The sequence below is a fragment of the Butyrivibrio sp. XB500-5 genome, assembly GCF_003625505.1.
Taxonomy (GTDB): Bacteria; Bacillota; Clostridia; order Lachnospirales; family Lachnospiraceae; genus Butyrivibrio.
In genome coordinates this window covers 118,151-131,299 of record NZ_RAIS01000003.1, presented here as the reverse complement: position 1 = coordinate 131,299, position 13,149 = coordinate 118,151, and the positions used below count along the sequence as shown (strand labels likewise).

15 protein-coding genes are annotated in these 13,149 nt (G+C 41.1%); 1 reads left to right on the top strand and 14 read right to left on the bottom strand.

Annotation, left to right across the window (positions count from 1 at the left end; genetic code table 11):
- Positions 1-125 precede the first annotated feature (125 nt).
- The 13 genes from D6856_RS07065 to D6856_RS06995 all read right to left on the bottom strand — a co-directional run bounded on the left by D6856_RS07065 (position 126) and on the right by D6856_RS06995 (position 11,697).
- Complete coding sequence (locus D6856_RS07065) at positions 126-1,115, bottom strand: guanosine polyphosphate pyrophosphohydrolase (protein WP_120657355.1); 990 nt, start codon at positions 1,113-1,115, stop codon at positions 126-128.
- A gap of 30 nt (positions 1,116-1,145) precedes the next feature.
- On the bottom strand, positions 1,146-3,089 hold the full coding sequence (locus tag D6856_RS07060; RefSeq protein WP_120686319.1) for an NAD(+) synthase: 1,944 nt from the start codon (positions 3,087-3,089) through the stop codon (positions 1,146-1,148).
- A 27-nt stretch (positions 3,090-3,116) separates the two neighbouring features.
- On the bottom strand, positions 3,117-3,845 hold the full coding sequence (locus D6856_RS07055) for a gamma-glutamyl-gamma-aminobutyrate hydrolase family protein (RefSeq protein WP_120686318.1): 729 nt from the start codon (positions 3,843-3,845) through the stop codon (positions 3,117-3,119).
- 500 nt (positions 3,846-4,345) lie between these two features.
- On the bottom strand, positions 4,346-4,777 hold the full coding sequence (locus D6856_RS07050) for a GNAT family N-acetyltransferase (protein WP_120686317.1): 432 nt from the start codon (positions 4,775-4,777) through the stop codon (positions 4,346-4,348).
- Between the two features lie 19 nt (positions 4,778-4,796).
- Complete coding sequence (locus tag D6856_RS07045; RefSeq protein WP_120686316.1) at positions 4,797-5,315, bottom strand: GNAT family N-acetyltransferase; 519 nt, start codon at positions 5,313-5,315, stop codon at positions 4,797-4,799.
- 18 nt (positions 5,316-5,333) lie between these two features.
- On the bottom strand, positions 5,334-5,819 hold the full coding sequence (locus tag D6856_RS07040; RefSeq protein WP_243114047.1) for a GNAT family N-acetyltransferase: 486 nt from the start codon (positions 5,817-5,819) through the stop codon (positions 5,334-5,336).
- A 279-nt stretch (positions 5,820-6,098) separates the two neighbouring features.
- A complete protein-coding gene (locus tag D6856_RS07030; protein ID WP_120686315.1) occupies positions 6,099-6,650 on the bottom strand; it encodes a GNAT family N-acetyltransferase in 552 nt (183 codons plus the stop codon).
- 687 nt (positions 6,651-7,337) lie between these two features.
- The gene (rpsI, locus tag D6856_RS07020) at positions 7,338-7,736 is read right to left on the bottom strand and encodes a 30S ribosomal protein S9 (RefSeq protein WP_092247147.1); all 399 of its coding nucleotides are present in this window, start codon (positions 7,734-7,736) and stop codon (positions 7,338-7,340) included.
- A gap of 21 nt (positions 7,737-7,757) precedes the next feature.
- On the bottom strand, positions 7,758-8,186 hold the full coding sequence (gene rplM / locus D6856_RS07015; protein ID WP_026515581.1) for a 50S ribosomal protein L13: 429 nt from the start codon (positions 8,184-8,186) through the stop codon (positions 7,758-7,760).
- 239 nt (positions 8,187-8,425) lie between these two features.
- A complete protein-coding gene (gene truA, locus D6856_RS07010) occupies positions 8,426-9,196 on the bottom strand; it encodes a tRNA pseudouridine(38-40) synthase TruA (RefSeq protein ID WP_120686468.1) in 771 nt (256 codons plus the stop codon).
- A gap of 5 nt (positions 9,197-9,201) precedes the next feature.
- Complete coding sequence (locus tag D6856_RS07005; RefSeq protein ID WP_120686314.1) at positions 9,202-10,008, bottom strand: energy-coupling factor transporter transmembrane component T family protein; 807 nt, start codon at positions 10,006-10,008, stop codon at positions 9,202-9,204.
- Positions 10,002-10,853, bottom strand: coding sequence for an energy-coupling factor transporter ATPase (locus tag D6856_RS07000; RefSeq protein WP_120686313.1), 852 nt, complete (start codon positions 10,851-10,853; stop codon positions 10,002-10,004). Before D6856_RS07000 ends, D6856_RS07005 begins: the two co-directional genes overlap by 7 nt.
- Complete coding sequence (locus D6856_RS06995; RefSeq protein WP_120686312.1) at positions 10,837-11,697, bottom strand: energy-coupling factor transporter ATPase; 861 nt, start codon at positions 11,695-11,697, stop codon at positions 10,837-10,839. Before D6856_RS06995 ends, D6856_RS07000 begins: the two co-directional genes overlap by 17 nt.
- A gap of 99 nt (positions 11,698-11,796) precedes the next feature.
- Between D6856_RS06995 and D6856_RS06990 the strand changes: the two genes are divergently transcribed.
- Positions 11,797-12,732: a M15 family metallopeptidase gene (locus D6856_RS06990; protein ID WP_120686311.1), complete on the top strand. Its 936-nt coding sequence runs from the start codon at positions 11,797-11,799 to the stop codon at positions 12,730-12,732.
- Here D6856_RS06990 and D6856_RS06985 read toward each other — a convergent pair whose 3' ends face one another.
- The gene (locus D6856_RS06985; protein ID WP_120686310.1) at positions 12,733-13,110 is read right to left on the bottom strand and encodes a DUF1622 domain-containing protein; all 378 of its coding nucleotides are present in this window, start codon (positions 13,108-13,110) and stop codon (positions 12,733-12,735) included.
- Between the last annotated feature and the right edge of the window lie 39 nt (positions 13,111-13,149).

Here is a 13,149-nt window from a genome sequence, read left to right as displayed (position 1 = left end):
AACGCCTTTGTTTGTATACAAGTATACGGATGCAGAATAAAAAAGACAATTGTTATATTTCTACAAAGATTTCCTAAAATCATCGATAGCTGTATTTATTATTACCAAGAATAAGACTCCTTCTATTAATCAATTACATCATTTTGAAATCTGGACAAGTGCTCAAATGGAAGAATCAACCGCCCTCTGTATAATCCACATCCATCGTTAATCAGACTGTTATTAATTGCGCCAAACATATTTACATCTACCTTTGAAAGCTCTAGCTGTTGGAGCAACATTCCTCTTTCGAAGGCTTCATCAAAAAAGATACATTCTCCCTGAGGAATCTTGTTTCTTTTAGCTCGCTCTTTTTGCTGCCTTTTTTCATATCCCAGATGATTAGCAGGCCCTATTTCAGCGTAATCATCCATGCCTTTTGTACGAAGCTGTACTTCAACATAGCTACGGGACTCATTGTCATAGAGAGTAATATGAAGAGATTCATAACCATAGGGGCTGGGATTAATGATATAGTCTTTAAAATATGGCCTCACAGATTCTTTTAACATATCTGATGAATCTGCGCTATTTGTAGTCGACATTTCCGGACTGAAACCTCGCTGTTCAAGAAAATCAGGAAGTATATTGGCTATCTCATAAAGGTACTTAAGTTCTATTTCTTTTCTCTCATCAGGATTATTCACATGACACTTTGGCATGGAAATAACTATTCTGTATGCGATAAGGTCCCGAAAACGCTCTATCTTCCCCTTTACCTGCGCTGTATCAGGAAATGTTCCATTTTCCTTGTAGTAATTATAAATTGTCTCAACTATGTAAGCATTAAACTTCTCTTCAGCTCTTATTAAGGACTTTATCCGTCCCTTGAAAGTAAACGCCAGCTGCGGATATTGTCTGGTCATATACTTATAGAGTTCCCTGATTCTCTGGGACTGTGAGGTAAGAAAGTCGTTGTGAACAAGTAGTTCCTCCATGCGTATAAGAAAATTGCTATGAAGCATATCTACAGTATTCCCGGTTTTTATGGACGACTCCTTTAAATCTTTCGAATACATCTGAATTATCTTGAGAACAGTATCACCATTGTAAAGATAGTCATTTAGCGTAACCATATAACGCTGCCTCCCCTCTTCTAATATCAGTTACTTCAAATCTTCCAGCCACATAGCCACTGACGCATCACTAGGCATTCTCCAGTCACCTCTTGGAGAAAGGGTTACAGAACCAACCTTTGGACCATCAGGTAGACAACTTCTCTTGAACTGCTGAGAGAAGAACCGCTTAAAGAAATTCCTTCCTGTCATTATTGCGTCATCATATTTTAGCTCGGGATAAGCTTTTAACATATATGCAGCCGCTCTCGATGGTTCGAACCCATAACGAAGCGTATAAAAAAGCAAAAAGTCATTAAGATCGTATTTACCTATTTTTTCCTCCGTCAACTGAGCTATACATCCATCACTGTTAGGGGTTAATTCCGGAGTAATCGGAGTCTCACAGATGGAAATAAGTACATCTTTAAGATCTTTATCTCCACACATAAACGCATAAGTACTGCATATGTATTTCACTAAAGTCTTAGGAACCGATGCATTTACAGCATACATTGACATATGATCTCCGTTATATGTGCACCATCCAAGGGCTAATTCCGATAAATCTCCAGTTCCCACAACCAGGGCATTTTTCATGTTTGCAGCATCCATCAGAATATAGGTACGCATTCTGGCCTGTGCATTTTCGTAAGTGACATCACCTTCACCCTGATAGCTATCACTATGTCCCAATTGATGCAAATGCAGCTTAACACTTTCTTCTATTGGAACTTCATGAATCTCATCTGCGAGAAGTCTCATCATACGATTGGCATTATCATATGTCAGTTCCGAAGTATTACCTTTGTTCGGCATTGTATAAGCAATAATACAGATATCCGAAACAATCTTTTTTGCTTCAGCGCATACTATAAGCGCCAATGTAGAATCCAGGCCTCCTGAAATGCCAATCACTAAGTTCTTAATACCAGTTGCCCTGACTCGTGTTGCAAGTCCATTGGCCTGAATCTGAAGAATTCGCCTGCATCTGATATCTCTTATGCCATCATCTGCAGGAACAAATGGATTTCTGGAAACAGGATAATCATATTTCTTAAGAATGTTTGCCATTTGTGCTATATTTGCTTCCGGTCCGCCTATCGGTCTTATGTTTGTCTGCACCCTTCTATAGCATAACGTAGCATTGTTCTCAAAAGTACTCTGCCTCCTTCTGTCATGCATAATACTACCTATATCGATTAGTGCAGTCTCAGCATGAGGATACTCAGGAAATATGGATTCTCTCAGAACATTCCCGCTTTGAGTTATCAGGGCATGCCCTGAAAAGACCATATCAGTGCTGCTTTCACCGGTTCCGGCGGCAGAATATACATAAGCGCAATAACATGCACCACTTTGCTGTGATACCAGTGCCCTTCGATAATCCTGTTTTCCAATCAGTTCGTCTGAAGCTGAGAGATTTGCGATGATATTGGCCCCAGCCAGAGCTGCATGTGTACTTGGTTTATCAGGAATCCACAAATCTTCACATATCTCAACTCCAAGAATTGCTCCGGTCATAGTATCTTCAGCAAGAATATCTACACCAAAGGGTATCTCATTTCCGTCAAGTTCTATAGTTTGCCCAATTATTTCCCGTCCTGACGAAAACCATCTTCCCTCATAAAACTCGGAATAATTAGGAATAAACGTCTTTGGAATCAGCGCCTTAATGCTTCCGCCAGAGAGTACAGCAGCACAATTGTACAATTTATTTACATATCTTATCGGAGTCCCTAATACAACAGTATTTCCTGTACCTTCAGTCTCTTTTGCAATCATAAAAATGGCAGCTTCTGACTTCTCAAGTAGCAAATCATTCAGAAAAAGATCCCCGCAGGAATACCCTGTCACAGACAGTTCCGGGAATACAATTACTCCACAGTCTGCATGATCTTTCACTATTTCAATAATCTGATCCATGTTGTACTTTATATCACCGACTTTTATATCCGGCACGGCGGCCGCAAGCTGTATTATATTATTTTTCATAATTTTGAATTCTCCGCGTATATGTCATTATTTCGTAACTGTATGGTTTTGATAATTCATACAATGTTTTATAAACTCATTGAAAATAGATAAGCTGCTAATATTTACCTTATACGAAAATTCCGGATGCCACTGAACAGCCCAAACAAAGTGTTTTTCTGGCATTTCTACTGCTTCAATAAGTCCATCTTCTGATATAGCCATGGCTCTCAGTCCATAAGCCAAATCCTTTATGGCCTGATGATGATAGCTGTTTACCGGAAGACTACTAACTTTCAATAAGGCATTAAGACTACTTTCCTTGATGATATCCACCCTATGTACAGGGACATCATATGGTGGCTCTTGATGATGTTCTACATTGGTTGAATACTGTGATGGCAAATCCTGATAAAGTGTTCCTCCAAGATACACATTCAAGAACTGTATCCCTCTGCATATTCCTAATATAGGAATATCCTTTTCTAATGCTTGTTTAAGCAATTCTTGTTCCATGCCATCTCTACGACCACATGGAATAACTGAACTGCAAACCATTTTCTCTCCATACAACGTTGGGTCTACATCATGTCCGCCTGTCAGCAAAATTCCGTCCACTTTATCAAGCAGCTCTGATATATCTTTCGAATCAGCTGTTAGGGGAAACATTACTGGAATTCCTCCCGCAATACTGATACCATCCATATACCCCGGAAGCATCCAGAGGCTATCCTTCTCTTCATCCACAAGTGGCATAACGCCTATAATTGGTTTCATACATTCCTCCATACAAAAAGGCAAAGGTACCATATTTTTCAGCGCCTTTGCCTAACTCATATAATATCACATTTTGTCATAATATAAACATATGTGTCATCCGAGATACTTATTATGTGCCATCTTGACATTACTCTGCTTCACATAGAATATCGGTATTGTTTCTATATATACAAAACAGCTTCCCAGCATTGTGAGCTGAGAAGCCGCGTTTACATCATCATTCCAAATTATACTTCAAACCAACGATGGAAGTTTGCACTTATCCATAACCACTTCATCATTTTCCAACACATAACATGAAGCATAATAATCCCAATCATCAATGTTCTTGCTTAAGCATAATGAATCACTCTCGTATGCGTTTTCAGATATGCCATAAATCCTATCTTTTCTCTATTCATAGCCGCTCTTTTCCTTTCATCTTTACAAACCGAAATTGTCGTACTCATTTATATTGCGAGATAAAAGGCTATGCCTTCATCCAGACAAATTGGAATTTACTCACAATACATACAGATAGTTCCTTGTGACAGTTTAAAACCATTATTTTCATAGAATTTGGAAGCCGGTGCATATTCACTGGTGTAAAGGACAACTCCAGCATATCCTGATTCCTTACTATAATCTAATAGTGTCTTCAATAATTGCCTGCCAATACCTTGGCCCTGTCTTTCAGGTAAAACTGCCATTTCGTTAATATATATTTCTTTTTTACTTCCTGATATCTTACATAATGCAAATATACATCCAATTACCACGTCATCTTCTTCATACACATATCCTACAAATCTTTTCTGCTCGTAATAATCCAATAAATATTCTTTTGCATTATCAGGGTTCCAATCAATCCCCCAATATTCTATAGGAAACGCTTTAGCATATATCACTCCACACTGTTGCAAATCTTCCTCTTTCATTTTTCTTATCATAAAAATCACCTCGTGTGCCTCAGTCTATTACAGAACAGATCATCTGAAGGTCATATGGTTCCTTTTCAGCAAGTTCTTTTATAGGAATGCTTGCCAGACCACTTCCCATTGCTCTGTAAAATGCAATCGTCTCCTCAGAAGAACAGGCAGATATGTACAGAGCCTGTGCCCCAGCTTTTATTGCTTCCGCTTTTCCAAATTCAAATAATCGTCTGCCAACACCTTGGCCTCTGCATTCAGAAGATACCTGCATCATATCAAGAATCATGTAAGGACCGTTTAGTTTCTTTAATAGCCCAATAAAGCCAACAACTTTATCATTTTCTAATGCGATGTATGTAATATAGTCATCACTGCTTATTTGCTTTGCCACAGAACGCTTTTGGCTTAAGTCCCAATCTTCGGTATATTTGCATTCTACTAATGCATATTCTCCGTCTATTCTTCGATATACTTTATTTACATTCTGTTTTCTGTTATATGAATCCAATGATTCTAAACAGAAATTTGTCTCTGATAATAATTCGATTTTTATCAAATGATAATTCCTCTTTCATCACTCACATTTCTTAATATAATAAATGAATTCATTATCCCGACTCACTTCCACATATCCCAACTTGGTATAAAAGGCGTTTGTTCGGACATTCCAAATGGGCGTATCTAATACAAATTCCTTTACATCTGAAAACATTGTCTCAATTTCCTGCATCATGTAGACTCCATAGCCTTTGCGATAATGCTCCGGGCTTACAAAGATCCTTCCGATGTTCAACTTGTCTTTTTCCCAAAATAGAATCGCACCGCCAACAATTAGTCCATTGTCCGTGAGCTTATACAAGTGATTTGATCTGGCCATCTTTGTGTGATAAGAAACAGACATATATCCAGGTGGCCCACCAGCTGAAGGTGCTCCAACCTGAACATCGCTATCAAAGGCTCTTTTAGATATTCCATTAAGTGTCAAAGCATCAGAAGTGCTTGCTTTTACAAATTGTAGGCTCATATCTTTACCCTCTTCACTGATTTCTTTTATCATCATTTCCGCCTCAATATGAATCTGTAGACTTTAACACTTCCATCCATTTCTTCAGACTGGATATCAAAGCCGCATCTTTCTGTATAGAATTTTACATTTTGACTTTTGTCCACAGGTGTTACCAATGTAAATGTCTTCCAATCAGAATAGCCCAATGCAATACCGTATAAAGAAAAAGAGAGCTCACGCATGAACTCTCCGGGCTGTGGGCATCTCGAGTTTCCACAGCGCATCCACTAACTATAATATATCTAAATCCGTCCAACTAATCAAGATGAAGAATTATCGGTCAGTCTTAAGCATTCCATAATAGCATGCATCGCAAATACCTTGATTATTCCAATCAGAACTCCTTAAGGTTCCTTCATACTTCATTCCACATTTTTGCATAACCTTGCCGGAATTTGGATTTTTTGAATCATGTCTTGCTTCAACACGATCTACGCCAACAACATCAAAGAGAAAGTCGATAACTGCCTGTAATGCCTCAGAAGTAATTCCCTTATTCCACCAGTCAGAACTTATGCAATAGCCAATATGCGCCACAGACGCTTTTTCTTTCATATGTACAACTGCAATATCGCCTATAGGCTCATCTCCATTATCTTTTAATACTATAGCCCAATGATAGCAGTTATCGGCTGAATATCCATTAACCCACTCATCGATTATACTCTGAGTTACTTCTATACTTGTATGCGTTGGCCAGGTTAAGTACTTCGTCACTTCATCTCTTGATGCCCAATTGTCATACATAGCCTGCGCATCCTCTTTTATGTACCTTCTAAGGACCAATCTATCTGTTTCTAATCTTCGTGTTCCAACATGATGCATTTTCTTTATCCTCTCCTCCTATAAACCCAAAATTAAATCACCCAGATCAGCGGTATATATTTCCTCAACAGGGAAAGATACTTTTACCAATCCAATAGAAACAAACTTACCACTCATTTTCTTGAACTCGTGTAAAATCAGATTGCTTGCTTCATAAAAAACTTCTTCATCATCCTCATTTGTAAGAGCCAAAGTACAATGTGGTACCCACCTGTTTGGCGGTACCATTCATATCCTGTCGCATCAAAGTCTTTTAGGTACTCACATAATTCTCTCTGAAAATCCTGCAACACTATCTGATTTACCCATATAACCACCTATAATAAATGTAGATTCCACAAACCACCGCTTTAATTATAAAAGACGCAAAAGCAATCGTAAAGGAAGCATCATTTCGTAATCTATGTTCCAAATTCAATTCTCTGTTTTTGGCTCAATTGTGTGGCTACGGTGTGCCTGATGTGTCTTTTATATACCTAAAACAAAAAAAACCAGATAAAATCTGGGGTTTTGAATCTGCAACAACGAGGCACCTCGATTATCGCCATGCCGACAGACTCGGAATGCTACGCATCCCTCGTTGTCGCGGCATTCGCCGTATGCTTGCAAAAAAAGACATCCCAGCTTGGATGCAAGCATCCATCTGGAATGTCTTTTTTACAAGCGCATGGCTCATTGCTACGCGCATTATCTCTTTGAAAACTGAGGTGCTCTTCTCGCTTTCTTGAGACCGTATTTCTTTCTTTCCTTCATACGAGGGTCTCTTGTAAGGTATCCGGCCTTCTTAAGTACAGGTCTGTACTCATCTGAATCAGCCTGAAGAAGTGCTCTTGAGATACCGTGTCTGATAGCACCGGCCTGGCCTGTTGTGCCACCGCCTCTAACTGTTACTACAACGTCGAACTTCTCTGTTGTCTCTGTAGCAACGAGGGGCTGTCTAACGATAACCTTGAGTGTCTCAAGTCCGAAATACTCATCGATAGGTCTCTTGTTGATTGTTATATTTCCATTTCCGGATACGAGGTAAACTCTTGCGATTGACTTCTTTCTTCTACCTGTTCCGTAGTAATTAGATGACTTTGCCATTTCTTATATTCTCCTCTCCGATTAAAATGTCAATACTTCAGGCTTCTGAGCTGCATGTGGATGCTCAGCTCCTGCGTAAACGTGGAGTTTTGTGTACATCTCTCTTCCAAGAGATCCCTTGGGAAGCATTCCCTTAACGGCATGCTCGATAACTCTCTCAGGCTTATCCTGGAGCATCTGACGGAGTGAGAACTCCTTGTGATGACCAACATACTCTGTATGGTGCCAATACATCTTCTGATCAAGCTTCTTACCGGAAACTTTGATCTTCTCAGCATTGATAACGATCACATAATCACCTGTATCAATGTTGGGAGTATAGATGGGCTTATTCTTTCCTCTAAGTACGTTTGCAACGTTAGAAGCAAGACGTCCAAGTGTCATATCTGTAGCATCAACTACATACCACTTCTTCTCAACTGTAGTTGCACTAGGCATATAAGTTTTCATTGAATTTCCTCCAGTAAAACAATTACTTAATTGGTTACCTATGCGAAAACCCTTCACCTGATTCTCACATTATATGATGTACATATTGTAGCTTACCGGGACAACAATATGACATTTTCAAATAAAAGTGGACATGGCGTCACACAGTAAGATATTATATAACCCAATTTGCTCGATTGTCAATACATTTTCTCACTATTTCCGCCTCAAAAAAACACACCGCAAAGGCGCATGTTTTCTCACTCTTCGGCGTTTACGTACGGCACGCCGTCCAAGAACTCGTATTTTATAAGGAAAAGACCTTCCGGCGGCGCTGTAGGGCCTGCTGCCTTCCTGTCCGTCTTCTCAAGCATCTCTTTTACGTCGATAGGCTTGTTCTTGCCCCTTCCGACCATGATAAGCGTTCCGGCTATGATCCTTACCATATTATATAAGAAGCCGTTGCCCGTAACGCGGATGATAACCTCATCTCCGTGCCTGAAAACCTCGATATCCTTGATCGTCCTAACATGCGAAAGAGCTGTCGACTCAACATTACAAAAGCTGGTAAAATCGTGCTCTCCGACAAGATACTGCGCCGCTTCCTGCATCAGCTGCTCATCTAGAGGCATGCTGAAGTGATAAGTATAGAACCTCTTGGTAGGAACAGGCATCTTGGTATTTAAGATACGGTATTCATAAGTCTTTTCCGTATTACAGTGCCTTGGATGAAAATCGGGCGCAACCTCCGCAGAAGCCACAACCCTGATGTCTTTAGGCAATATATGATTTAAGCAAAAAGAAAACCTGTCTCCCGGAATGGTCGACGCGGTATCAAAAACAGCGATATTGCCGTAAGCATGAACCCCGGAGTCGGTGCGGCTTGCGCCGATAACCTCAACGGTCTCTCCGGTCAGCCCCGCAATAGCGCGGTTAAGCATCTCTTCTATAGTATTGTGGGTACTCTTTTGAAGCGCCCAGCCGTTGTAAGAAGTGCCGTCATATGAAACTGTCAGCATTATTCTGTGCATTTCGCTCATCTAAACAATATCCTTCCGACAACAATAGCAACGATCAGATATGAATACAGGACACCGTAGGCTATCCTGTCTCTCTTTTTATAAATAAGAGGCTTCATCTTGGTCCTGCCGTCTCCGCCCCTGTAGCATCTTGCTTCCATAGCCATTGCCAGGTCCATAGCCCTTCTGAATGCCGATATAAAAAGAGGTACCAGCAAAGGAACCAGGCTCTTAGCCCTATTTATCAATGATCCGCTCTCAAAATCTGCTCCCCTTGCCATCTGTGCCTTCATGATCTTGTCGGTCTCTTCCAATAATATAGGAATAAACCTGAGCGCGATCGACATCATCATCGATATCTCATGAACGGGAACGCGGATCTTCTTAAGCGGCCCGAGCACGCTCTCCATGCCGTCTGTAAGGTTATTGGGCGTTGTAGTAAGTGTCATGATGGATGAACCTGTAATAAGGAACACCAGCCTAATCGCCATCATAGATGCCATCTTAAGTCCTTCGTATGTGATCGTAAGCTTCCAGAAGCTTACAAGCGCCGTTCCGGGTGTCAGAAACAGATTGAACACCATGGTGAGCAGCAATAGGAAAAAGATAGTCTTCATTCCCCTAAAGATAAATTTGGGAGGAACATTGGAGAGCTTGATGCACACGGCAAGGAATACTCCCGCGATAAGATAGCCCCAAAAATTCTTTACCACAAAAAGGGAAATGATAAAAATAAATGTCGCCACAAGCTTCACTCTTGGGTCAAGCCTGTGAATGACAGAATCTGTTCTATAATATTGTCCGAGTGTAATGTCTCTTAGCATCTTCCAAACGCCTTCAATATCTGATTTTTTGCCTGTTCCATCGTTGTTGCCTTGGCATCAACATTAAAGCCCGCCTTGGCAAGCTCCTGCATGACATATGTAACCTGAGGTGCCGCAAGTCCGATCTCCTCAAGCTCCTTGTAATGCGCAAAAACATTGACGGGAACATCATCAAAGGCAACGCGGCCTTTGTTCATAACTATAATCCTCTCCACGTAATCGGCAACGTCGTCCATACTGTGGCTTACAAGTATGACCGTAATGCCCATTTCCTCGTGGAGTCTTTTTATAAGTCCAAGAATATCCTCTCGTCCTTTGGGATCAAGACCTGCAGTGGGCTCGTCAAGGATAAGTACGTCGGGCTTCATCGCGATAACTCCCGCGATAGCCACTCTTCTCTTTTGTCCACCCGAAAGCTCAAACGGCGACTGATAAAAATACTCATCGTCAAAGCCAACCATTTTGAGGGCTTCATATGCACGAAGCTCTACTTCCTTCTGCGGAAGCCCGAGATTCTTGGGACCAAAGCACACATCCTTAAAACAATCCGTCTCGAAAAGCTGATGCTCCGGATATTGGAACACAAGTCCAACCTTGGATCTAAGCTCTTTTTTATCAAAATCGGGATCGCTTATATCCTTTCCGTTAAAAAACACAGCTCCGCTTGTCGGTGTCTCCAGTCCGTTAAGATGCTGTATGAGTGTTGACTTACCCGAACCCGTGTGTCCGATAAGTCCGATAAACTGGCCGTCCGGAATCTGAAGACTCACATCGATAAGCGCAGGATGCGCCATTGCGGTATCTTCATCGTATATGTAATTGACATGATCAAGTATTAGCGACATTTTTTATCCTTTTAAGCTCCTCAACCAGTTCTTCTCTTGTGAGAATGCCGTCGGGAAGCGGTAATCCGTTCTTTTTAAGCTCGTGTGCAAGAAGTGTTACCTGCGGAACTCCGAGCCTTAACTCTTTTAGTCTGTCGACCTGTGAAAAGATCTCGCGCGGTGTGCCTTCCATTGTGACGCGGCCCTTGTCCATTACAAAAACCTTGTCGGCGTAAATAACTTCTTCCATATAATGAGTGATAAGAATGACCGTGATTCCCTCAACCGTATTAAGTGCTCTCGCAGCTCTTATTACATCTTTACGACCGTTGGGGTCGAGCATCGCAGTCGGTTCATCCATTATGATACACTTGGGATGCATGGCGATAACGCCCGCGATCGATACACGCTGCTTTTGTCCGCCCGATAAATGGTTGGGCGATGATTTTCTGAAATCAAGCATTCCGACAGCTCTAAGGCTCTCATCGACTCTCTCCCAGATCTCATCCGTGGGAACTCCCATGTTCTCAGGGCCGAATCCGACATCTTCTTCAACAACCTGACCGATTATCTGGTTATCGGGGTTCTGGAAGATCATTCCCGCTTCCTGCCTGATATTCCAAAGGCACTCTCCGTCGGAAGTATCCATTCCGTCAACAATGACTTTTCCTTCAGTCGGATACAAAAGAGCGTTGAAATGCTTGGCAAGCGTGGACTTACCGGATCCGTTATGGCCAAGGATCGCAATAAACTGCCCCGGCTTGACGTCAAGATTAACGTCATCAACGGCTCTTGTTATGCCCTCAACATTGCCCTCTTCGTCTCTTCTGATATATTCAAATACAAGATTATCCGTACGTATCATCTCTTTTTACCTACCATATCGAAATATTATAGCATAAATGTGGTACTATTTATGTAGTAAATTCGCATTTATATATTAAGCATCGGGGGATTTTTCCACATGAACAACAAATCCAAAAGAGATATCTTTTTTCTGATAGCACTTATAGTAGTCTGCGCAATTATGGCAAGAAGTCTTGCGGGTCACGAAACTCTTGACGAGTACGCCAAGAAAAAACCTGCTACGGAAAACGTAAGTACAGGTGCTGCAGATTCTTCAAGCTCCTCAAACAGCTCATCAACTTCATACGAAAATTCCACGGAATTATCCTCGACAAAAGATTCCTCTACAGAATCTGCTTCTCTGGGAAAAAGTGCTTCTGAGAATTCGACTGACGAAGTCAATTCGAGTGTCACAAATGCATCCTCTCTTTCCTCCGACGAAGACGTTTCCGACACAAGAGTCAACTACTCCGACGGCTTCTACTACGAGGCTTTACCGGAATCAATTGTATCCAAGATAACAAATGTGTCATATCCGAAAGACTGTGAAATTCCGTTGGATAATCTCAGATATTGTGTTATGCTGTATGTTGACTTCGAAGGAGAGACCAAGACAGGCGAAATGATCTGTAATAAAGACATCGCCGACGATATTATGGAAATATTTTATGAGCTGTATGATAACAATTATCAAATAGAAAGCATTAAGCTCATAGATGATTTTGATGCGGATGACGAAGCATCAATGGAAGCAAATAATACTTCCTGCTTCAACTACCGTCCCATAGGAAACGGAACCAAGCTTTCCAAGCACGCACAGGGACTGGCTATAGATATTAATCCCTTATACAATCCGCAGATCAAATATAAAAACGGTTCCATGAGCATAGCACCTTCAACAAGTGAAAAGTATGCCGACAGAACCGCAGATTTTCCATATAAAATTGATGAAAACGACCTGGCTTACAAACTCTTTACAAGCCATGGTTTTTCTTGGGGAGGAAACTGGAATTCTTCCAAAGATTATCAGCACTTTGAAAAGAAGAATCGCTGATCACTCTTTCTTTTCCCCGGGTTCAGGAGCTTCTTTCTTATCTCCCGGCTCAAGAGCCTCTTTCTCATTCTTTATCTCCCAATGTATAAGGAATGTAAGCGTTGCTCTCAGTAGGATTATTGCGCCCAGGATTCCAAGCTCTGCCCATTCTCTTACTACAACTGTCCTAAGGACCTCTCCACCAAGCTTAAATTCAAGCGCGAGCGCTATTCCCTGCGCAAGCTGAAGTCTTATTGATTCATCCTTTTTAAGCCAGAAAATGAAGCATTTTACCGCAGTGAAGACCAGTATGCATATTCCGAAGAATTCGAGTAGCAGCGTTGAGTATTCAACGACATATCTTAAGATGTATTCGGCATTGCTGTAAATTGTTTCCATGTTGTCCCCTTTCACTACGAAAGCTTATATTGGTCTAAT